Genomic DNA, 22211 nt, shown 5'->3' with positions numbered 1-22211 from the left:
TTGTTATTTGTTTTTGAAGTAGCCGCCTTCGACCGTGACCTTGATGATCACCTTGCGCACCGGAGCGTCCCCGCAGAAGCGGTAGGCCTTGTCGCTCTCGAAGAGCACCACCTGGCCATGGCCTACCCGGCAGCGTTGCTGCACCTCGCCCCCGAGTTGCTCCCGGTCGGTGCAGTCGTCATAGGCCTGCACCACGCCAAGATCGTCCTTGGCGGCCCACTCCACCGTCTCCTCCCCCTCCAGGTAGTAGTGCAGGTCCACATAACGGCGGGTCCCCTCGAAGGTCTCTTTGGCCGGGCTCACCCCCTCGAACAGCCGGTAGACCAGGGAGTCACCGATGGAGTGGAAGACCCCGGGGCGGATATTGGGCAGGTTGTCGATCGCCTCGATGCAGCGGTTCCACTTCTTGCCTTCGCGGTAGACCTGCTTGAACAGATCCAGACTTTCCAGGGTGATCATGCGAGGTTCCTCCCGCCCTTGATGGTGAGGTCCAGTCCGGCCAGGGTGGCCGGTGTCAGGTTGCCGCGCTCGATAGGCAGCAGGGTGAGGCCATACTCAAATGCCTCGAAGCGCACCCGGTGGGAGTCCAGCACCTCTGAGCCCCAGGAGTTGGAGCCCAGCCCCAGCACCTTGTGATCCAGGTTGAGGGTGATGTGGCCGCCGGGCTCGAGCTCGTTGATGTGCTGGGCCGCGTGGATATGCTCCCAGCTGTAGGGCCAGGCGCTCAGGTTGATGGGGGCGTCGGGGCGCACATAGAGGCCGCTGCCGTGACGGTCGGTCAGGCTGGCCCAGCGCACCTGCTGGCGATTGCCGTTGTCCTGGGGGAAGGGGTAGTGCTCCCACATCTCGGCCACCGTGCTCTTGAAGGTGCCGATCCAGTTGCTCTGGCGACTGTCGGAGTAGTTCTCGCCCGGACCCATGCCGTAGTAGTGCACCCGATCCAGATCCCCGCGCAGCCCCAACTCGACGCCGATCTTGGGAATGATGTCGTCGTAGCGGCCATAGGGAACGCCGCTCAGGGCCACATGCAGCTGGCCATTGGGGCTCAGGGTGTAGACGTAGCGGCAGCGCATGCCGAAGTCGAACACCGGCGGGGCTATGATGCTCTCCACCGTCACCTCGACCGCCTCACCCAGCTGGCGCCAACTCAAGGTGCGGAAGTGCTCCTGCATGATCTGCAGGTGGTTCGGGTGCCACAGGCTCTCGTACTCCTGCTTGTGGTTGTCGATCATCGCCTTGAAGAAGGTAAGGCGCGGGGCGCTCGCCAGCAGCTCGTCACCGGCCACCTGCCAGCTCTCCAGCTTGCCATCCAGACGGGAGAAACGCAGGGCGAAGCCGCTGCCCGTGATGGTGAGGGCCAGACGTCCCTCCTCCAGCTGCAGTTCGGTGGCGTTGGGATTCACCAGAGGGTAGAGGGTGCGGGTCGCCCCCTTGAGTTGGAACTGGTACTGACCCAGCTGATAGCCCGCCGGGCTATAGGCGGTGGCCTGTTCGCGCACCACCCGCACCTGCAGGAAGGTCTCCCGCTGATCCAGGGCCGGCAGGTCGAGGGCGACAGGCAAGGTCTCTCGCGGTGCCACGCCACACAGGGGCTGGCTCTCACTCCAGATCACCTCTCCTTCGGCCTGCAGCTCCCACTCCAGACGCAGCCCGTCCAGGGAAGAGAACCAGAAGCGATTCTCCAGCTCGAAGCGGCCGGCGGCGGCGTGACTGGCACGTACCTTGACCGGGCAGAGCACCTGCTTGTATTCGCGCAGGCCCGGCCCCGGGGTCTGATCCGGGTAGATGAGGCCATCCATGCAGAAGTTGTAGTTGTTGGGGTAGTCGCCATAGTCACCGCCGTACTGGTAGACGGGGCGCCCCTGCTCGTCGTGGGCCAGGATGCCGTGATCGCACCACTCCCAGATGTAGTGGCCCTGGATATGATCGTGGCGATCGAACACCTGCTGGTACTCGCTGAGGCCACCCGGGCCATTGCCCATGGCGTGAGCGTACTCACACAGGATGCGCGGCTTGTTCATGGGGTACTCGCCGAAGTGGTTCATCTGCTGAACCCGGGAGTACATGGTGCTCACCACGTCCACCACCTCGGCGTCCCTGTCCTCCTCGTAGTGGACCAGACGGGTCGGATCGATGGCCTTGCAGCTGTGGTACATGGCCCTGATGTTGCAGCCGTAGCCGGATTCATTGCCCAGGGACCAGATGATGATGGAGGGGTGATTCTTCTGGGCGTGTACGTGGCGCACGATGCGATCGACGAAGACGCTCTCCCAGGCCGGATCATCGGTGATGGCGCTGAGATCACCGACGCTGACGAAGCCGTGGGTCTCCACATCGGTCTCGGCCATCACAAACAGGCCATAGCGGTCGCACAGCTCGTAGAAGCGGGGGTCGTTGGGGTAGTGGGCGGTGCGCACCGAGTTAAGGTTGTGCTGCTTCATCAGGATGATGTCCTGCTCAACCCGATCCATGCCCACGGCGCGGCTCTTCAGATGATCGTTGTCATGGCGGTTGACCCCGTGCAGCTTGAGGTAGCGGCCGTTGACATGAAAAAGGCCGTCGCGCACGGCGATCTCGCGTACCCCGACCCGCTGGGGGATCACCTCCAGCAGGGTGCCGGCGGCATCGAAGTGGGCCAGCTCCAGGCGGTAGAGGTAGGGGTCTTCGGCACTCCAGAGGCGCGGCCGATCGAGGTCCAGGGTGAAGCGGGTGGTGAGGTTGCCATCGATGTGCAGATCCGTCTGCTCGCCACTCCCGACCTCTTGCTCGGCGTCAAGCAGGCGCCAGGCCAGACGATGGCCGCTGACCGGGCCGTCCAGGCTCTCGAATTGAAGATCGCAGCTCAGGGTGGCGCCGGTGCAGTCACCCGAGAGGCGGGTCTGAACGAAGAAGTCCTGCAGATGGGCGCGCGGCTTGCCGACCAGGTAGACGTCGCGGAAGATGCCCGCCATCCACCACATGTCCTGATCCTCGATATAGGTGGAGTCGGCCCACTGCATCACCCGCACCGAGAGCAGGTTCTCGCCCACCCGGGCAAAGGCACTGATATCGAACTCGGCGGTGAGGCGGCTGCCCTTGCTAAAGCCGGCGTAGTGACCGTTCACATAGACCTCGAAGTAGGTCTCGACCCCGTCAAATTTGATGATGACCTGCTCCCCGTCCCACGCCGGGCTCAGCGTGAAACTGCGCTGGTAGGCACCTGTGGGGTTGTTGGTCGGCACGAAGGGGACATCGATGGGGAAGGGAAAACCTTCATCCGTGTACTGGAGCCGGCCATGCCCCTCCATCTGCCACAGGTTGGGCACTGTGATCTGGCCCCACTCGGTCATGGGGCTGTGGTAGAAGGCTTCCGGCACCGCCAGGGGGTGATCGAAGTAGTGGAACTGCCAGCGGCCGCTCAAGGAGAGGAAGCGGCGGCTCAGTTCTCGCTGCATGGTGGCGGCGCTTGCCCTGTCGGCATAGGAGAAGAAGTAGGCGCGTGGCGCCAGACGATGCTCTCCCAACAGGGTGAAGTTTTCCCAGTTATTCACATGTCCTCCCGGAACAGGCTGAGTTGATGGGAAGACTTTAGTTAAAGTTTTACTTAATCACAGAGTTAAACAGGTAAAACTTTAACTGGATCACAGCTCACTTTCTGGACTGTGATCCGGATCCTGTTGGCGAGGTGGTGAGGCGCTCGTTGGCATAAAAATTGACCCGCATCGAGGGCATCGAGCGGGTCAGGGTCGGGTAAAGGGGAGTAAAACGGGTTCAGCGGGTGGTGCCGCGCAGCACCAACTGGCTCGGTACCAGCACCCGTAACGGGATGTCGCGCCCGTCGCGCTGCCGCTCCAGCAGCAGGTTGACCCCCTGCGAGCCCATCAGCTCGGAGTGGATGCGCACCGTGGAGAGCGGGGGGAAGGTGAACTTGGCGGTGGGGATGTCGTTGACACTGATAAGCTCCACCTGCTCGGGAATGCGCACCCCCCGCTCGTGCAGGGCACGCAACACCCCGATGGCAATGGAGTCGGAGGCGACGAAGAGGGCCGGCGGGCACTCATGCTCCAGCATCTGACAGGCCAGCCGGTAGCCGGAGGCACTGGAAAACTCGCCCCGGTAGAGATCCTCCTGCTGCACCACCCCGAGCCGCTCTCCGTAGGCGGCGAAGGCGATCTCGCGGGCGTCGGTTTCTCCATCCTGACCACCGATATAGCCAATGCGCCGGTGACCATGGGCGACGAAGTGATCGATCACCTGCTGACTGATACGGGCCAGATCCACGTCGACCGTGTCGTGCTCGAGAGCGCTGCTGTTGTCAACCGACACCAGGGGCACCCCGCGTTCCTGCAGCAGGCGGCAGAGGTCGGTTTCGACCCGCCCGACCAGAAGGGCACCGTCCAGGGTGGCAGGCAGCTCGCTCTGGGCTCCCGCCTCGTAGAGATGGCTCAGGCCGATGCCGAGGCGGGCACACTGGGCCTCGATGCCATAACGGATGGAGAGGTAAAAGGGATCGTTCACCTCCAGGCTCTGGGGATAGCCATAGAGGGCCAGAAACTGCTGCTTGCTCTTGTGCACCCCGCGTCGGTTCGCCTGCGGCCGATACTCCAGCCGCTCGGCGATCTCGAAGATACGCTGCCGGGTCTCATCCTTGACGCTCAGGGTGGGGTCCTCATTAAGGACACGGGAAACGGTGGCGAGCGAGACACCCGCCTCCTGCGCAATCTCTTTCAGGGTTGCCATCGAGACTCCTGTGGCCGGACAACGCCCCTCCGGGGCCGGAAGAGCAAGATTACCGAGCCAGACCGCGAGGGACCAGCAGATTTTTACTAAAACTCATCATGAAAGCGGTTGCGAGGAGATCTCCATGCTTGGGACTTACTCACCACTGCAGCCAGCCTGGCCTCAGGACAGAAACGGACAGATCAGCTGCGTGACGCCTTCCATGGCGTCGGATATCCCTGCTCGATTATCGACTCACACCTTGCCGCGAAAGAAGGCTTGCGCCTCTGCAAAGCTGGGCCGTACAGGCACCTGCCAATCGGGGTGGGCGTTAAAGTGGTAACCATTCTCCTTGATGCACTCGACGAACACATTGAAGTGCTGATCGTCCGTCACGACGCAGACCTCTGTGAAGTGCATCGACTCTCCCCCAGCCCTGTACTCCATGGCCCGGGGAAGGTAGAAAGTCGCCGGGAAGTTATCCCCCATGGAAGAGACAGGGCTGCCCGCATCATCGCTGTGATGAAACATCTCCTTATGCTCTCCACGTCCCAGCGAGTCATTAAGGGTATCCACCAACTGCCTGGTGCGCGACGTGATGTTGCCCCGGGTCGCATCTTCCCGGCCGTAGAAACTCTCCATGGTATGGGGATCATTAGGCAAAGGTTGGTACTTCACCGCCGTGTTAGGCCTGGCATCACAGCCACCACTGCCGTACTCCTCTACTGAGGGCGCCACCAGAAAGAGGTCATAGTCCGCCGTCATGGGCAGGCCACACTCTGGGTGGGCCAAGACCTGAATCGCCTCCTGCTCACCCTGTCGACTGATCCGGTAGAGGCCATCTTCCTCCTGCCGGGCGACAAACTCATAGGTGTTGCCACTGGGCCCCGTGGCACTCAGGTGGCGAACCGACCCAACCCCCTCTCCTTTGAGGCCAAAATCCTGGATCAGCTCACCGATACGCTGAGGGCTGATCCTGAGGTCGGCCTGGGTATAGGCACCGCCCTTCATCCCCTTTGCCACCGCCTGGGTGAGCTTGCCGATCTCGGCCGGGTCACGATTCTCCCGCTTGCTCAGCTTCTGATCGACACAAATAAAACCGGCCTGAGGACCCCAGTTAGCACTCTTCCCCTTGACCGAAAATCCCTTGGTCGGGTATCCCTCTTTGATCAGGGTGGTCACCATCCCCTCGACGGGACGAATGCCAAAGACTGTGTTGGTCTCTTTGGCAACCGCTTGCATACGCATGGCATGCTCAACCGGGATTCCCACCCCATGGTCGGTAAACAGATATTGCAGCGCCTGAGGAGTGAGCGCGGCTGGCTGTTTCCCCTCCGGTTGCCCCACATCTCTCGGCACTATTTCACGAACACCATCGATACGCATCCTGACTCTCCTCTACGAAACAGAGGTCAGTCTAAAAATCCATAAGGTGAGGGTATTGCAAAATCGGCCGCCATTTATTCACTTTCGCAATATTATATCGAATGGGATAGATCACTCTTGGAGTCGGTTCCTGGAAGCGGAAAAACTGAAGAACAGTAAAATTTACTCCACTCATTTTCTCGCAAGTACCCCATCATAAAGTGACAAAAACATTGGCAGAACAATAAACACACCTTGTTTTATCGCACTAAAAATGACAACCATCAATACCAAGTGAGTAGCAACATAGTCCACACATTAGATGCAACCTCTTTACATCAATAATATTGAACAACATCATCAACCAATTTCACTTCCCCTTCGAATAACCCCCTCATAGACCCCTGATATCACCTCAAATCATGGTGCGTAGAGATTTATACCTTTGTTCATATCACCGAATGTGGATAATGAAATAGATGATATAAACTCAGGGTGCAACCCATGTTGAATTTAAAGCAAAAATAAATAAAAACTACTTAAACACTCTGGATGCCAATGGATTTCAGATTGCTGTTAATTGATGGGAAGGATATTTAATTGATCTTGCCAAGCACTGGCCATCATGTGATAAATCATTACAGAACTTAATGTATGACTCACTCGAAGCCCGCCATTAGTAATCTGAACCAAGATTGTCACGTCATCAGCACGATGACAAAAGTATCCACAGCAGCACTCTGACCAATCACTTTCCTGGTGATAGTGACAAGCGAAGATACGCCTTGGATTGAGCATGAAAACCTCGTTGCATACCGCTTCATCACATATACAAGATAAGGAAAGGGATTGCATGAAACGTGAAAAGTATTTCATCCCACTGTCAATTAGTCTGTCATTAACTGGTGGTTTATATGCATTGCCTGCCATGGCAGTTGACGGAGAGGATGTCTTGGCTAACGATGCGCCATATATGGTCTATTTAAGAGGAGCGCATTGCTCTGGTGCTCTGATTGCACCAAAAACGGTTCTCACCGCACAACACTGTGTTTACTTAGGCGCCGGAAAAGGGGCTGATGCCTATCTTCTTCATTCGAGAGCACAGGCGCGTGACGAAAATGGCCGCATACCTCACCTTGGCATCAAGGTAAAAATAGTAGAGACCTATACGCCTGACCATATTTACAGGGTTAATAACAAGATAGTGGCTGATAAGTTTGATGATATAGCCATTTTGGAGCTTGAAAGCATGCCAGAGGGCGTGACGTTCTTGCCAGTCGCACATGAGGAAATTGACTTTGGTGCAGAGGTTTTCCCCATTGGATATTCAACCAGGAACCTTAAACGCATGCCAGTTCCCGCCATTGTTGCTGAGAAAGAACACTCTCCAGACTATGAGCGTGAAGTAGACATGTCTCGATGTCATAGCTCCAAGTACTTTTCAAACCAATACTTCACACAGAAATATCCACAAAGTGACCAAAATAGCTGTGAGATCGCTGAGGCCGACTATGAACGAAGAGCGAAAGCAGCCACCTATAAACCTAACCGCTACTCTATCACGGTTGAAAACCCACCGCTAAATATCTCTGACCCCAGATGGAGCACGAATGAGTTTGGAACTGTGATAACAAAATATTCAACATTCAAGGGCGATAGCGGTGGACCCCTTATCTACCAAGGAAAAATTTATGGCGTTGTCAGTACAGGAGCAAACGCACACTCTCAGCTACATAACCAGGCCACCTTTTATGCCGGATTCACAAGGCCAGGTGTGTTCAGCTGGATTGTTGATACGGTACGAAGGATTCAGAGTAACTCAGTAGTAACAGAGAATAACAACGCTGTATTGAACGCTCCAATCACCTTCTCGAAACCTAATACTGTGCTAGAAGAAAACAAATCTGTGCTAAATGCACCCATTGTTTTCCCCAAGCATTAAAAAGATAAGATGGGGCACTCAACACACATATATCACCACCGCTATAATCGAAACAAACCTCAGAGGTTGGATCGATCCATGGTGCAAGGGTAATGGGGAGTGTCCCAGAATGTCGGGTTAGATCAGAAGCAAGGTCAGAAGCGCCATCAGGGATGATGGCACAGCGGTCGAATGGGTGGGTTGGCCGCTCGATTGGTGACCTTTCTTTGACCAAAAGTCACTCGCCACGTCCCGCAGGGCGGGCGAAACCCCTTCGAGGGCAGCGGCCTAGCGCCCTATGCAGCAACACAGCCCCCCTTACCCCGGAGCAATGCGCTGCGCTTATTGCACTCTCCCCCTGCAACGCCGCCACATCGAAAAGCCGGGTCAGGAGCCGACCGAAAGCCTCCCTGCCGGCGGCAATAAATAAAATACCCTCCCCGTCCGGGGAGGGTCATAAACCCGCTTGTCGGGGCGTCGCCAGATGTCCCGCCGCTTAGCGGCTCAGGGAGACGAGCACCAGGGCCCCGTCCCGTTTCTCGGCGAAAAACTCGATGGCATCCCCGGTTTTAAGCCCCTCCAGCAGGGCAGGATCGGCCGCCTTGAAGATCATGGTCATGGGGGGCATCCCCAGGTTGGCGATCGCCTCGTGACGGATCCCCACCTTACCCGCCTCCAGATCGACCCTGGTGACCACCCCCTTGGTCATCACCTGGGCCCCCATCATGGGCTCGTCCATCTGGTGGCCTTCGTGGCCGGCCATCTCGTTGGCCAGGGCGGGCATGGTCAGGCTCAGGGAGCCCAGCAGCAACAGGGTCAGTGCACTTTTCATTTGTCTCTCCTCGTCAGATTGATACGCTCGGGCCAAGCAGTCCGAAGCTATTAAGCAATGGGTTATCACACAGGGCCAGCAAGAGGGTGTCCCCCACCGCCAGCGTCTCCAACAGCATCGGGTCACTGACCCGGACGCGCATTGTCATGGCCGGCATTCCCAGCCTGATTTCGGCCTCGTGGCGCACCGTAACGGCTGACGCCTCCCTGGCCACGACGACCCCCTTCACCAGCCAGGGCTCGGCGAGCGCCGACCCACTGAGCAACAGAGTAGCCAGTAGCCAACGCCTCACCCCTCCACCCGGATCTGGCCCACCATGCCCGCCTCCATATGACCTGGGAGCAGACAGGCGAAGTCGAGTTGGCCGGCCTTGGGGAAGTACCACACCAGTTCGCCGCTGGCACCGGGGGCCAGGCTCACCATACCGGGGTCGTCATGCTCCATCCCGGGGTGCTGGCGCATCATCTCGGCATGCTGGCGCAGGCTGTTCATCTCCCCCAGCACAAACTCGTGGGTCAACTTGCCCTGGTTGTGCAGCCGCAGCCGCACCGTCTCACCCGCCTCGACCCGGATGGCAGCCGGGCTGAAACGCATGGTGTCATCCAGGGTCACCGTCAGGGTGCGGTCGACGGGGCGTTGGGGGGCAGGTTCCCCCAGGCGGTGGCCCCCGTCGGCGTGGGCGGCAAAGGTCATGGCCAGCAGCAGGCCTGCAATCACTCTCATTGGGTCTTCTCCTCGGGTTGGCAAAGGGCGGCAAGCTGACGCCCGCGCCACAGGTAGTAGATGGCCGGCAGCACCAGCAGGGTGAGCACCAGGGCCGTCACCATGCCGCCTATCATGGGGGCGGCGATGCGCTGCATCACCTCGGATCCGGTTCCCTCGCTCCACATGATGGGGAGCAGGCCGACGATGATGGTCACCACCGTCATCATCTTGGGGCGCAGGCGCAGGGCGGCCCCCTCGATGACGGCGTCGTGCAGGCTGGCGCGATCGGGCTGGCCACGGGCCCAGAGATCCTCCCAGGCGTGGTTGAGGTAGACCAGCATCAGCACACCGGTCTCGACCGCCACCCCGGCCAGGGCGATAAAGCCCACCCCGACCGCCACCGAGAGGTTGAAGCCGAGCAGCCAGATGGCCCAGATCCCCCCCACCACGGCGAGCGGCAATGAACCCAGGATGATCAGCACCTCGCTCATGCGACGAAACGCCAGATAGAGCAGCAGCACTATGATGGCCAGGGTGAGCGGCACCACATAGGTGAGGCGCGCCTTGGCCCGCTCCATGTATTCGTATTGACCGGACCAGGTCAGGGAGTAGCCGGGATCGAGTTTAAGCTCCTGCTCCACCCTGGTCCGAGCCTCGGCCACGAAGGAGCCGATGTCGCGCCCGTCGATATCCACATAGACCCAGCCGTTGAGGCGGGCGTTCTCGCTGCGCAGCATGGGCGCCTCGTCGGAGAGGTAGACCCGCGCCACGTCGCCCAGCGCAATGCGTGCCCCGTCGGCGGTCACCAGGGGGAGCAGGGCCAGGGCCTCGGGGGAGTCGCGATAGTCCTGGGGATAACGCAGGTTGATGGGGTAACGCTCGCGCCCCTCTATGGTCTGGCCTATCTCCATGCCGCCGACGGCGGTGGCCAGCACCGCCTGCACGTCGGCCACGTTGAGGCCGTAGCGGGCGGCGCGGGCACGGTCGATATCCACCTTGACGTAGCGTCCGCCGGCGACCCGCTCGGCATAGACCGACGAGAGGCCCGGCACCGTCTTGAGGATCCCCTCGATGTCGCGGCCGATGCGTTCGATCACCTTGAGATCGGGGCCGGCTATCTTGATGCCGACCGGGGTCTTGATGCCGGTGGCCAGCATGTCGATACGGGTCTTGATGGGGGGCACCCAGGCATTGGTGAGACCGGGGAAGCGAATGAGGGCGTCGAGCTCCTCACGCAGCTTCTGTGGCGTTATGCCGGGGCGCCACTGGTCGCGGGGCTTGAGCTGGATGCTGGTCTCGAACATCACCAGGTCCGCCGGATCGGTGGCACTGTCGGCCCGTCCCGCCTTGCCGAACACATTCTGCACCTCGGGCACGGTGCGAATGAGCTTGTCGGTCTGCTGCAGCAGCTCGCGCGCCTTGCCCACCGAGAGGTTGGCGTAGGTGGTGGGCATGTACATCAGATCCCCCTCGTCGAGCTGGGGCACGAACTCCGAACCCAGGTGCTTGAGCGGGTAGAGCCCCCCCACAGTCACCAGCAGGGCCAGCGCCAGGGTGGTCTTGGGCCAGGCCAGTACCGTATTGAGCAAGGGGATGTAGGCGCGCGACAGGGTGCGGTTGAGGGGATTGGCCTGCTCGGCCAGCACCCGGCCGCGGATGAAGTAACCCATCAGCACAGGCACCAGGGTAATGGCCAGGGCCGAGGCCGCCGCCATGGCATAGGTCTTGGTGTAGGCGAGCGGGGCAAACATGCGCCCCTCCTGGGCCTCCAGGGTAAAGACCGGCAGGAAGCTCATGGTGATGATGAGCAGGGAGAAGAAGATGGCGGGCCCCACCTCTATGCTCGCCTGCTGGATCACCTGCCAGCGGTTCTGGTCGGTGAGGGTGGTGCGCTCCATGTGCTTGTGGACGTTCTCGATCATCACGATGGCGCCATCCACCATGGCGCCGATGGCGATGGCGATGCCGCCCAGCGACATGATGTTGGCGTTGATCCCCTGCAGGTGCATGACGATGAAGGCGACCAGGATGGCGATGGGCAGGCTCACCACCACCACCAGGGAGGAGCGCAGGTGGAACAGGAAGGCCAGGCAGACCAGCACCACCACCACGAACTCCTCCACCAGCTTGCCGGAGAGGTTGTCGATGGCGCGCTGGATGAGATCCGAACGGTCATAGACGGTGACCAGCTCCACCCCCTCGGGCAGGCTGGATGTCAGCTCGGCCAGGCGAGCCTTGACCCCGTCTATGGTCTGCTGGGCATTCTCGCCGTAGCGCATGACGATGATGCCGCCGACCACTTCCCCCTCGCCGTTGAGCTCGGCCACCCCGCGCCGCATCTGCGGGCCCGTGCCTATCTCGGCCACGTCCCCCAGGGTGAGGGGGGTGCCGCGCACCCGGGTGCCGAGCGGGATGAGGCGCAGGTCCTCCACCCCCTTGAGGTAGCCGTTGGAGCGCACCATGTACTCGGCCTCGGCCATCTCGATGACCGACGCCCCCGTCTCCTGGTTACCCGCCTCGATGGCGCTCTTGATCAGCGAGAGTGGCACCCCGTAGGCGCGCAGCTTGTCCGGGTCGACCCGAACCTGATACTGCTTGACCATGCCCCCGACGGTCGCCACCTCGGAGACACCGGGCACCGTCTGCAGCTCATACTTGAGAAACCAGTTCTGCAGCGAGGTGAGCTGGGCCAGATCGTGCTTGCCGCTCTTGTCGACCAGGGCGTATTGGTAGACCCAGCCCACCCCGGTGGCGTCGGGGCCGAGCTCGGGCTTGGCCTCGGGCGGCAGGCGCGAGGCCACCTGGCTCAGGTACTCCAGCACCCGGGCGCGGGCCCAGTAGAGATCGGTCTTGTCGTCGAACAGCACATAGACGAAGGAGTCGCCAAAAAACGAGTAGCCGCGCACCGTGGTGGCGCCGGGCACCGCCAGCAGCGCCGTGGTGAGGGGATAGGTGACCTGATCCTCGACCACCTGGGGCGCCTGCCCCGGGTAGCTGGTCTTGATGATCACCTGCACGTCCGAGAGATCCGGCAGGGCATCGACCGGGGTCTGGCGTACCGACCAGATGCCCCAGGCGGTCACCAGCAGGGCCACCAGCAGCACCAGAAAGCGGTTGCCCAGCGACCAGCGAATGATGGCTGCGATCATGCTCACTGCCCCCCGTGTCCAGTGGTGGTGGTCGCGGCGCCGTCCATCACATGGATGGCGGTGATGAGGTAGTCATCTCCCTGCTGGCGCATCTCGAAGTGCAGGGCTCCGCCCACCTTGAGGGCGCTGGCATCGACACCGTCGGCCAGCGCGAACTCCATCTCCATGGCGGGCCACTGCCACTCGGGCACCGCCTCATGGGAGAGCGTCACCCGCCCCTCACTCAGGGCGGTCACCGTACCCTGGCTCCAGACCGACTCGGGGCGAAACGCCGTCATGCGCTGGAAATCCGATCCCAGGCTCGACTCCGAGTCGATGAGGAACTGGGCCGAGCTGACCACCTTGTCCCCCGCCTCAACCCCCTCGAGGATCGCCTGACGCTCGCCGTCGCGCTCACCGAGGCGCACCGCCACCGACTTGAAGCGCCCGTCACCCAGCGCCAGCACTACCCGATCCTGGCGACCGGTGCGGATCACCGCCTCGGCCGGTACCTGCAATACGGGGGCACGGGCCTGCTCGATGCGAACGGCGGCAAACATGTTGGGCCTGAGGAAGCCGTCCGGGTTGGCAAAGCGCAGGCGCACCTTGAGGGTGCGGGTGGCCGCATCCAGGGTGGGATAGACGTAATCGACCCGCCCCTGCCAGCTGCGCCCGGGGGCATAGTCCAGGGTCATGGTGGCGGGCATGCCCGGCTGCACAGCGGCGGCCTGGCGCTCGAACAGCTCGGCGCTCACCCATACCTGATCGAGGGCGGCCAGGGAGAAGAGGGGGTTGGCCGGGTCGACATATTGCCCCTCACGCACCTTGAGATCGACCAGATAGCCGCTGCGCGGCGCCGGCACCCGTATGGTCTCCTGCACCCGGCGGCTCTGGCGCACCTGATCTATCTGGCTCTGGGGCACCTCGAGGGCGCGCAGCTTGCCCTCGGCGGCCTTGATAATCAGCGGGTTGCCACTGCCCAGGGCCAACAGATACTCCTTCTGGGCGTTGACCAGATCCGGGGAATAGAGGTCGAACAGGGGCTCGCCGGCACGCACCGTCTGCCCCTCGCTCTTGACGTAGAGACGACGGATCCAGCCGCTCAGGCGGGCGGTCACCGTCTCGAGGCGCTCCTCGTCATAGCCCACATAACCCACCGTATCGATGCGCTGCAACCAGGGGGCCCGGGTCACCTCGGCCAGACGCACCCCCATGTTCTGCTGGATCTCGGGGGCTATGGTGACGGTGCCGGGGGAGCCGTCCTGTTTCTCTTCATAGACGGGGATGAAGTCCATCCCCATGGAGTCCTTGGCGGGGCCCGGTCGCTTGTCGGCCGGGTCCATGGGGTTGACCCAGTAGAGGGGCTGCTTCTCGGCACTGGCCGGGGCGGCGTGATGACTCGCCAGCCAGTAGCCGGCGGCGGCGCTGCCGGCCAGGGCGGCCAGCAGCAAGATCCCCTTCAAGGGGTGCAGGGATGAGGTGTTGGATTCCATGATCACTCTCTTGCACGAAAACGAAGACACGCCGGCACGAGGCCGGCCGTTGACACGGCAAGGGAAAAATCAATGGCGCAGGACGCAGAGCTCCAGGTGTCGCCTTGGCCAGGAGGGTGGCGGGGCGCCCCGTTCACGACCGACCCGCCAGCCCGGGCGGGCGGCCAGCAGCAGGGGTGGGGCAAACAGGGTGAGGCAGAGTAGCAGTGGCAGCAGCAGCCAGGGCAGACCCGCCGCCAACTGGGCCAGGGAGCCGGCGAGGCCAGAAGGCATGGGGCAATCGCTGCCGGACTGGTTCTCTTCGGCGTGGCAGCCAAGGGCCATCTGGTCCACAGCGGCGTTGGCCTGATGAGCGGCGAGGCAGAAGGTCAGATTGCAGGCGAGCAGCAGCACCAGCATCAGCCGGGCTATCAGGCTCGTGGGCAATCTGTTTGCAAGCATGGGCTCTCCCTTCGCTGCCGGCAGGCAGTCCTGTCTCTCACCCTAAACCTTACCAGGATGGGAAGGTCAAGCAGGGGACTCCAACGAAAAAGGGGGAGCCGTTGGCTCCCCCCCTCTGACATCCCTTGGCTTAACCGCCGACGGCGATGCGCTTCATGTCCTTCATGTAACCGCGCAGCACCTGGCCGATGGCCTCGATGGGGTGGTTGCGGATCGCCTCGTTGGCGCGGATCAGGGCGGCGTTGTCCGCCTCGTTACCCGCCAGCAGCTGGCCCAGATCGCCTGCCTTGAGGGTCGGCATGAAGTGCTCGCGCAGCAGCGGTACGGCGGCGTTGGCGAACAGGTAGTTACCGTATTCGGCGGTGTCGGAGATGACCACGTTCATCTCGTACAGGCGCTTGCGGGCAACCGTGTTGGCGATGAGCGGCAACTCGTGCAGGGACTCGTAGTAGGCGGACTCTTCGTAGATGCCGGAGGCCACCATGGTTTCGAACGCCAGCTCGACCCCCGCCTTGACCATGGCCACCATGACCAGCCCCTTGTCGAAGTACTCCTGCTCGGCGATCTTGCCGTCGAACGCCGGGGCGTTCTCGAAGGCGGACTTGCCGGTCTCTTCGCGCCAGGTCAGCAGCTTGATGTCGTCTTCGGCCCAGTCGGCCATCATGCCGCGGGAGAAGTCGCCGGCGATGATGTCATCCATGTGCTTCTCGAACAGGGGGCGCATCAGCACCTTGAGCTGCTCGGAGAGCTCGAAGGCACGCAGCTTGGCCGGGTTGGACAGGCGGTCCATCATGTTGGTGATGCCACCCTGCTTGAGGGCCTCTGTGATGGTCTCCCAGCCGAACTGGATCAGCTTGCCGGCGTAACCGGCGTCGGTGCCTTCGGCCACCAGCTTGTCGTAGCAGAGCAGGGAGCCCGCCTGCAGCATGCCGCAGAGGATGGTTTGCTCGCCCATCAGGTCGGATTTCACCTCGGCCACGAAGGAGGACTCCAGCACCCCGGCGCGGTCGCCGCCGGTGGCGGAGGCCCACGCCTTGGCGATGGCCATGCCCTCGCCCCTGGGATCGTTCTCCGGGTGCACGGCGATCAGGGTCGGCACGCCGAAGCCGCGCTTGTACTCCTCGCGCACCTCGGTGCCCGGGCACTTGGGGGCCACCATGACGACCGTGATGTCGGCACGGATCTGCTGACCTTCCTCGACCACGTTGAAGCCGTGGGAGTAACCCAGGGCGGCGCCCTGTTTCATCAGCGGCATCACGGTCTTGACCACGTCCGAGTGCTGCTTGTCCGGGGTCAGGTTCAGCACCAGATCGGCGGTGGGGATCAGCTCTTCATAAGTGCCGACCACGAAGCCGTTGTCGGTGGCCTTCTTCCAGGAGGCGCGTTTCTCTTCGATGGCCGCCTTGCGCAGGGCGTAGGCGATATCCAGGCCGGAGTCACGCATGTTCAGACCCTGATTCAGACCCTGGGCACCACAGCCGACGATCACTACCTTCTTGCCCTTGAGCACGGCGCAGCCGTCACTGAACTCATCGCGCTTCATGAAACGGCACTTGCCCAGCTGGGCGAGCTGCTGACGCAGATTCAAGGTATTGAAATAGTTGGCCATGGTGATTGCTCCGTCCGGTTGATTCCATGCCGCGATGCGGCTCGATGTCGAACCACTATAGCGTGGGACAGGTATTGCCGTAACTGATATATTCGAAACATCGTATTGCGGATAATGAAATATGGACCTGCGCCACCTGGAGCTCTTTCTCCACCTCGCCGACAGCCTTCACTTCGGCAAGACCGCCGATGCCATGGCGGTCAGCCCCTCCACCTTAAGCCGCGCCATCCAGCGTCTGGAGCAAGAGACCGGCTGCGCCCTGTTCGAGCGGGACAACCGCAGCGTGCGCCTGACTCCGGCCGGGGAGAAGCTGCGCGAGTTTGGCGGCAGCCTGGTGCAGGAGTGGCGCCACCTGCGCCAGGAGCTGCGCCGCAGCGACGAGCCATTGCAGGGGCGACTGCGGGTCTTCTGCTCGGTCACCGCCAGCTACTTCCTGCTGCCCGAGGTGCTCGAGCGTTTTCGCCGTCGCCACCCGCGCCTCGAGATCAAACTCGAGACCGGCGACCCGGCCCTGGCAGTGGACAAGCTGCTGGGAGACGAGGCGGATCTCGCCATCGCCGCCCGCCCCGATGCCCTGCCCGCCAAGCTGGAGTTTGCCAGCCTGCGCCAGGTGCCCCTGGTGTTCATCGCCCCCCGGAGTGGCCCCCAGCTGGCCCAGTGGTTTCCGGGTGGCGAGCCGGATTGGGAGCGGCTACCGGTGATCCTCTCGGAGCAGGGGTTGGCCCGTAAACGCAGCGATCAATGGTTTCGCAACAAGGGCATCGCCCCCAACCTCTACGCCGAGGTGGCCGGTAACGAGGGCATAGTGGCCATGGTGGCCCTGGGCTGCGGGGTGGGACTGGTACCCGATGCGGTGATCGACCATAGCCCCATGGGGGAGAAGGTGCGCATCATCGATCTCGCACCGCCCTTCAAGCCCTTCGATGTGGGCGTGGCCGTGCTCAAGAAGCGGCTCGAGGAGCCGCTGGTACGCGCCTTCTGGGACACGGCCCGCAGCGGCCGCTAGGGACGCGGGAAGGTCAGGGCCGGATCGGCCAGCATCTGGCGACTGCGCTCGGGCAGGTCGGGATTTTCCAGCTCCAGTATGGTACGCCGCGCCAACCCCAGGCGGCGTATGGTGCCGCCAAAGCCCTGCTCAAACAGCCGTTCATAGGCGCCGTTGGCGCGTGCCCGCAGCAGGCCGGTCTCGATGCGACGCGCCAGCTCCGGTCGCGTCGGCGAGACGAAGAACATCAGGGCCAGGGGATAGCGAAAAATCAGGTGTGGCTCGATGACGAGATCCGGGTTGGCCTTCTGCTCATCCTCCACCTCGATCACCGAGCGCAGAAAGCAGTCGAAACGCCCCTTGCGCAGCATCCGAAATAACCCCTCATAGCGATGCCCCAACTCGACCCGCAGCTTGTTGGCCTGAAGCAGCGCGGTATCGGGCCAGGATTGGTGCTGCCCGATCAACAATCCGCTGGCCCGCCAGCGCGCCAGGCTGTCGATGGCCGCGAAGCGCCGCTCGTCGCCGGGGCGGATCAGGCAGACCCGCCACCCCAGCAACCCCCTGGCGAGCGGCACATAGACGCCGAGCAGGGTGCGCTCTCGCTCCCCATCGGGGGCAAACACCGCCACATCCATCTGCCCCGACTGCAGTTCCCGTACCGCCCGTCCCTGCTCCATCTCCACGCTGCGACTCAGGGTGTAGGGGCCGTAGTCCTCCACGGTGAGGTCGAGCGCCAGGCGCAGCAGACCGGCCACGGCGGGATTGGGGTGCTCGAGCAGCCGGTTCCAGACCACCAGCGGCGCCTCGGCAGCACGGGGCATACCGCACAACAGTAACAGGCACAGGGCCAGATGCCGCATCGCACGACTCCAACAGAGATTCCTCTCTACTATAACGCGACCCTCTACGGAGCAAAGGGGAGAGCGCCCGGTGTCAGATCTGACAATGGGCAGATGCCAAGGGAGCCGGGAGACTATGCTATTTACTCGTTACTCAGGAAAGATGGCCATGGATCCGCGTTTCATCGAGATAGGCAGCCCCGTATTGTTTGAGGAGTACCTTCGCAGCATGGGGGTCACCCACGCCCATCTGGGGCAAGAGGGGGAGATCTATCTGCAGGAGCGCCATCTGGCGGCCATACGACGGGTGCAGGGGGAGCTGCGCTACTACCTCAGGGCCAGCGCCCTGACCGAGGGGCAGAAACAGTGAAGACGGGCCAATGGCCCGTCTTCGTTACTGATCCCTGTCGTCCTCATCCTCGTCGAAATCGCTGATCTCGACCCAGAGTCCCAGCCCTATCATCACCAGGGCACCAAACCAGGTACCGGCATTGCCGATGGGCGCTCCCAGGGCCAACATGGAGAAGGCCAGAAAGCCCATGGCGGCATAGACCTTCAGTCTGTCGTATGACTGGATCATATTCACACCTCCTTGTTGAATATGGGTCTTTTTTTATATTACCCATGATAGGCGGACAGGAAAGCGAGATGAAACAATTTGGTTACATCTTCTGTCCGGCATCGACCCGATTTGATTATTTTTTGGTCGCGAGTATTATTGGCAGCCGAATTGGTTAGGGGTTTCAAGTTAATGAGTGATTTATTCTGCAGAGCAACCCATGAACTGGATGCCATTGGGCTCCGTTGTCCCGAGCCGGTGATGATGGTGCGCAAGATGGTGCGCAACATGGCCGACGGCGAGACCCTGCTGGTGCGTGCCGACGATCCCTCCACCACCCGGGATATCCCCAGCTTCTGTCGCTTCATGGACCACACCCTGGTGGCCTGCGAGACCGAGGCCACCCCCTATCGCTATCTGATCCGCAAGGGTCTGTAATCCGGAGCAACCCCATGTCACAGATCACCCGTATCGGCACCACGGCCCGTTGGTCCGACGTCGTCATCCACAACGGCACCCTCTATGTGGTGGAGGTTCCCGCCACCCTGGAGGCCGACCTCCAGTCCCAGACCCGCGAGGTGCTGACCAGCCTGACCCGCCTGTTGGAAGAGAACGGCTCCGGGGTCGACAAGATAGTGATGGCCACCATCTATCTGAAAGAGATCGGTGACATCGCCGCCTTCAACGAGCTGTGGGACGCCTGGTTGCCGGCCGGCACGGCCCCGGTGCGCTGCTGCGTGCAGGCCCGCCTCGCCCACGACGACTACAAGGTCGAGATCCAGCTCACCGCCGCAGTGTGACGGTCGCGAAATAAAAAAAGAGCGCCAAAGGGCGCTCTTTTTGTTGGGCGGTTTACGCCCTCTTGTCCACCTGCAGCAGGAAGGCGAACTCCAGGGCGATATCCTCATAGGCCTTGAAGCGTCCCGACTTGCCCCCGTGGCCCGATTCCATGTCGGTATTGAGCAGCAGCAGGTTGTGATCGGTCTTGAGTTCGCGCAGCTTGGCGACCCACTTGGCCGGCTCCCAGTACTGCACCTGGGAGTCGTGCAATCCTGTGGTCACCAGCAGGTTCGGATAGGCCTGAGCCTTGACCTGATCGTAGGGACTGTAGGACTTCATGTAGTCGTAGTAGGCCTTCTCGCCCGGGTTGCCCCACTCGTCGTACTCGCCGGTGGTGAGGGGGATCGACTCGTCGAGCATGGTGGTCACCACATCGACGAACGGCACCTGGGCCACCACACCGCGATAGAGCTCGGGGGCCTGGTTGATCACCGCTCCCATCAGCAGGCCGCCGGCGCTGCCTCCCATGGCATAAACCCGATCGGCGGCTGCGTACTTCTGCTCGACCAGGGCCCGGGTGACATCCACGAAGTCGTTGAAGCTGTTCTGCTTGTTGAGCAGCTTGCCCTGTTCATACCAGTCGCGCCCCAGCTCCTCGCCACCACGGATGTGGGCGATGGCATAGACGAAGCCGCGATCGAGCAGGCTCAGGCGGGCGCTGCCAAAGTCCGGATCCATGCTGGCGCCATACGAACCGTAGCCATAGACCAGCAGGGGGTTGCTGCCATCCTGTTTGAACTTGTCTTTGCGCCACACCAGCGAGACCGGCACCTTGACGCCATCACGGGCGCTCACCCAGAGCCGGGCACTGGCGTAATCCTCGCTCTTGAAGCCGGCCACCGCCTGCTGCTTGAGCCGGGTACGCTCGCCGCTGTCGAGGTTCACCTCGTAGGTGGTGCTCGGGGTGGTCAGTGACGAGTAGCCGTAGCGCAGGCGATCGGTGTCGGGCTCGGGGTTGTAGCCGAGCCAGGTGACGTAGGCGGGATCGTCGAAGGCGATCGCCTTCTGCTCCCCATCCTTCCAGCGGATCTGGCGCAGCCGGGTCAGCCCCCCTTCCCGCTCCTCCACCACCAGCCAGTCGCGCAGCAGGGTATAGTTTTCCAACAGGGTGTCGGGGCGCGGCGCCACCACCGACTTCCAGCGCGCCTCCGAGGCCTCGCGGGTCTCGTAGAGGCCGAAGTTCTTGCCGTCCTTGTTGGAGCGTACATAGAAGTAGCCGCGATAGTGATCGATGCCGTACTCGTGGTTCACCCGACGGGGCAGGAACACCTTGGGGGGACGCTCGGGGTGAAGGGGATCGATCAGCAGTGCCTCCCCCGTGGTGGTACTGGAGAGGCCGATGACGATGAACTCTTCCGAGGTGGTGGCGTAGAGGCTCACGTAGAAGGTGTCGTCCTTCTCCTCGTAAACCAGCACATCCTTGGCCGGATCCGTGCCCAGCACGTGGCGATAGACCTGGTAGGGCAGCAGGGTCTGGGGGTGCTTGCGCACATAGAAGAGGGTCTTGTTGTCGGCGGCCCAGACGATGTTGCCCGAGGTATTCGCGATGGTATCGGGCAACCACTGGCCGTGCTCGATATCGAAGAAGCGCACGTCATACTGGCGGCGCGATACCAGGTCTTCGCTCACCGCCAGCAGCCGGTTGTCGCGGCTCACCTCGAGCGCGCCGGTGGCGTAGTAGTCGTGCCCCTCGGCACGCCGGTTGCCATCCAGCAGCAGCTGGGAGGCGCCGCCTGCCACCGCCTCACGGCTGTAGATGGCGTACTCCTTGCCCGGCTCGTAGCGAGTCTGGTAGCGGTAGCCATTCTTGACGTAGGGCACTGACTCGTCCCGCTGGGGAATGCGCGCCACCATCTCCTTGTAGAGGGTATCGCGCAGCGCCCTGGAGGGGGCCAGCATGGTGGTGGTGTAGTCATTCTCGGCCTTGAGGTAGTCGAGCACGGCCGGATCGCGGCGCTCGTCATCCCGCAGCCAGTAGTAGTTGTCGATACGCTCATCCCCGTGACTCTTGAGCAGATGGGGATGGCGGGCGGCCTGGGGAGGCATGGGCTGGGTCATGGGGGCAATACTCGCGGCTTGGGCGGCCCCGGTCAGGAGTCCCAACCAGAGCAGCCAATGGGGTTTTAGCAACATGTCGCGTCCTTTGCGATCTTCTGTCGTTTCTCTCGAGCGGCCTGGGCCACTCTCCTGGCGGGACCAATCTGCCCCCATACGGGCCCGATGACAAGGCGATCTCCATAAAAAAACCGCCACCCAAGGGTGGCGGTCGACCGCTGCGGCGGCTCGGCAGTCTGCCAGGTGTGCCTCACATGGGATGAAAGGAGCGCACCACAGCGGTCTTGGGTCAGCCCGGGTAGGCGGACCAGCGGGCCGTCTTGCCCTCCTTGTCCATGCTCAGCACCTCATAGGGGTGGCCGGGAATGTCCATTCCCGGGGCGCTCTGGGGCATGCCGGGAATGGTCAGCCCCTGGATCGCCGGTTTCTCCTTGAGCAGGCGCTTGACGTCGGCGGCGGGGACATGCCCCTCCACCACATACCCTTCCACTATGCCGGTGTGGCAGGAGGAGAGCTCGGGACGGATGCCGTACCTGGCCTTGACGGTGGCGAGATCATTGGTCTCCACCACCTTCACGTCGAAGCCATTCTCCTCCATGTGTTTGACCCACCCCTTGCAGCAGCCGCAGTAGGGAGATTCATAAACGGTCATGCTCTGCCCCGCAACGGCGGAGAAGGCAGCCACACCGGCCATCATGGCCAGCAGACGGGATGCGAGTTTCATCGGGTTATCCTCGT

The 22211-nt window shown here is 62.0% G+C and carries 20 protein-coding genes; 5 read left to right on the top strand and 15 right to left on the bottom strand.

The window, feature by feature from the left end; all coding sequences use genetic code 11:
• Positions 1–3: 3 nt before the first annotated feature.
• The 4 genes from BN1133_RS04480 to BN1133_RS04465 form a co-directional block, all read right to left on the bottom strand.
• A complete protein-coding gene (locus tag BN1133_RS04480; protein WP_050665349.1) occupies positions 4–459 on the bottom strand; it encodes a beta-galactosidase subunit beta in 456 nt (151 codons plus the stop codon).
• Positions 456–3530 (bottom strand): beta-galactosidase subunit alpha, encoded by a 3075-nt coding sequence (gene ebgA, locus BN1133_RS04475; protein ID WP_050665348.1) that lies wholly within the window; start codon positions 3528–3530, stop codon positions 456–458. Before ebgA ends, BN1133_RS04480 begins: the two co-directional genes overlap by 4 nt.
• Positions 3531–3750: 220 nt before the next feature.
• Complete coding sequence (gene ebgR / locus BN1133_RS04470; protein ID WP_050665347.1) at positions 3751–4719, bottom strand: transcriptional regulator EbgR; 969 nt, start codon at positions 4717–4719, stop codon at positions 3751–3753.
• Between the two features lie 234 nt (positions 4720–4953).
• Entirely contained in the window at positions 4954–6084 is a 1131-nt protein-coding gene (locus BN1133_RS04465; RefSeq protein WP_050665346.1) for an anthrax toxin-like adenylyl cyclase domain-containing protein, read from the bottom strand.
• An 832-nt stretch (positions 6085–6916) separates the two neighbouring features.
• On the opposite strand from BN1133_RS04465, the gene BN1133_RS19545 reads away from it, so the two are divergent.
• A complete protein-coding gene (locus BN1133_RS19545) occupies positions 6917–8005 on the top strand; it encodes a trypsin-like serine protease (RefSeq protein WP_082177896.1) in 1089 nt (362 codons plus the stop codon).
• A gap of 475 nt (positions 8006–8480) precedes the next feature.
• Here BN1133_RS19545 and BN1133_RS04455 read toward each other — a convergent pair whose 3' ends face one another.
• From BN1133_RS04455 to ilvC, 7 genes are all read right to left on the bottom strand, one after another.
• Positions 8481–8816: a copper-binding protein gene (locus tag BN1133_RS04455; RefSeq protein WP_050665344.1), complete on the bottom strand. Its 336-nt coding sequence runs from the start codon at positions 8814–8816 to the stop codon at positions 8481–8483.
• A 13-nt stretch (positions 8817–8829) separates the two neighbouring features.
• Entirely contained in the window at positions 8830–9108 is a 279-nt protein-coding gene (locus tag BN1133_RS04450) for a copper-binding protein (protein ID WP_050665343.1), read from the bottom strand.
• Positions 9105–9539 carry a cupredoxin domain-containing protein gene (locus tag BN1133_RS04445; protein ID WP_050665342.1) on the bottom strand — a complete coding sequence of 145 codons (435 nt, stop codon included), beginning with the start codon at positions 9537–9539 and terminating at the stop codon, positions 9105–9107. Before BN1133_RS04445 ends, BN1133_RS04450 begins: the two co-directional genes overlap by 4 nt.
• Positions 9536–12670, bottom strand: coding sequence for an efflux RND transporter permease subunit (locus tag BN1133_RS04440; protein WP_050665341.1), 3135 nt, complete (start codon positions 12668–12670; stop codon positions 9536–9538). Before BN1133_RS04440 ends, BN1133_RS04445 begins: the two co-directional genes overlap by 4 nt.
• A 2-nt stretch (positions 12671–12672) precedes the next feature.
• On the bottom strand, positions 12673–14142 hold the full coding sequence (locus BN1133_RS04435; RefSeq protein WP_050665340.1) for an efflux RND transporter periplasmic adaptor subunit: 1470 nt from the start codon (positions 14140–14142) through the stop codon (positions 12673–12675).
• A 69-nt stretch (positions 14143–14211) separates the two neighbouring features.
• Positions 14212–14583 carry a hypothetical protein gene (locus BN1133_RS04430; RefSeq protein ID WP_050665339.1) on the bottom strand — a complete coding sequence of 124 codons (372 nt, stop codon included), beginning with the start codon at positions 14581–14583 and terminating at the stop codon, positions 14212–14214.
• 130 nt (positions 14584–14713) lie between these two features.
• Positions 14714–16192 (bottom strand): ketol-acid reductoisomerase, encoded by a 1479-nt coding sequence (gene ilvC / locus BN1133_RS04425; RefSeq protein WP_050665338.1) that lies wholly within the window; start codon positions 16190–16192, stop codon positions 14714–14716.
• Positions 16193–16313: 121 nt separating this feature from the next.
• Here ilvC and ilvY point away from each other — a divergent pair, with 121 nt between their 5' ends.
• Positions 16314–17198, top strand: coding sequence for an HTH-type transcriptional activator IlvY (ilvY, locus tag BN1133_RS04420; protein WP_050665337.1), 885 nt, complete (start codon positions 16314–16316; stop codon positions 17196–17198).
• Here ilvY and BN1133_RS04415 read toward each other — a convergent pair.
• A complete protein-coding gene (locus BN1133_RS04415) occupies positions 17195–18040 on the bottom strand; it encodes a substrate-binding periplasmic protein (protein WP_050665336.1) in 846 nt (281 codons plus the stop codon). The genes ilvY and BN1133_RS04415 overlap by 4 nt on opposite strands.
• A gap of 148 nt (positions 18041–18188) precedes the next feature.
• Between BN1133_RS04415 and BN1133_RS04410 the strand changes: the two genes are divergently transcribed.
• Positions 18189–18389 carry a hypothetical protein gene (locus BN1133_RS04410; protein WP_050665335.1) on the top strand — a complete coding sequence of 67 codons (201 nt, stop codon included), beginning with the start codon at positions 18189–18191 and terminating at the stop codon, positions 18387–18389.
• Between the two features lie 24 nt (positions 18390–18413).
• On the opposite strand, the gene BN1133_RS04405 is transcribed toward BN1133_RS04410, so the two are convergent.
• Positions 18414–18599: a hypothetical protein gene (locus BN1133_RS04405; protein ID WP_050665334.1), complete on the bottom strand. Its 186-nt coding sequence runs from the start codon at positions 18597–18599 to the stop codon at positions 18414–18416.
• A 171-nt stretch (positions 18600–18770) separates the two neighbouring features.
• Between BN1133_RS04405 and tusA the strand changes: the two genes are divergently transcribed.
• Positions 18771–19016, top strand: coding sequence for a sulfurtransferase TusA (gene tusA / locus BN1133_RS04400; protein ID WP_050665333.1), 246 nt, complete (start codon positions 18771–18773; stop codon positions 19014–19016).
• 14 nt (positions 19017–19030) lie between these two features.
• The gene (locus BN1133_RS04395) at positions 19031–19378 is read left to right on the top strand and encodes a RidA family protein (protein ID WP_050665332.1); all 348 of its coding nucleotides are present in this window, start codon (positions 19031–19033) and stop codon (positions 19376–19378) included.
• A gap of 52 nt (positions 19379–19430) precedes the next feature.
• Here the strand turns inward: BN1133_RS04395 and BN1133_RS04390 are convergent, their stop codons facing one another.
• Positions 19431–21476, bottom strand: coding sequence for a S9 family peptidase (locus tag BN1133_RS04390; protein ID WP_231686239.1), 2046 nt, complete (start codon positions 21474–21476; stop codon positions 19431–19433).
• 286 nt (positions 21477–21762) lie between these two features.
• Complete coding sequence (locus BN1133_RS04385) at positions 21763–22197, bottom strand: DUF411 domain-containing protein (RefSeq protein ID WP_050665331.1); 435 nt, start codon at positions 22195–22197, stop codon at positions 21763–21765.
• Positions 22198–22211: the final 14 nt, after the last annotated feature.

It is taken from the genome of Aeromonas schubertii (genome assembly GCF_000820105.1).
GTDB lineage: Bacteria > Pseudomonadota > Gammaproteobacteria > Enterobacterales > Aeromonadaceae > Aeromonas > Aeromonas schubertii.
This window is presented reverse-complemented; position numbering and strand designations above follow the sequence as displayed.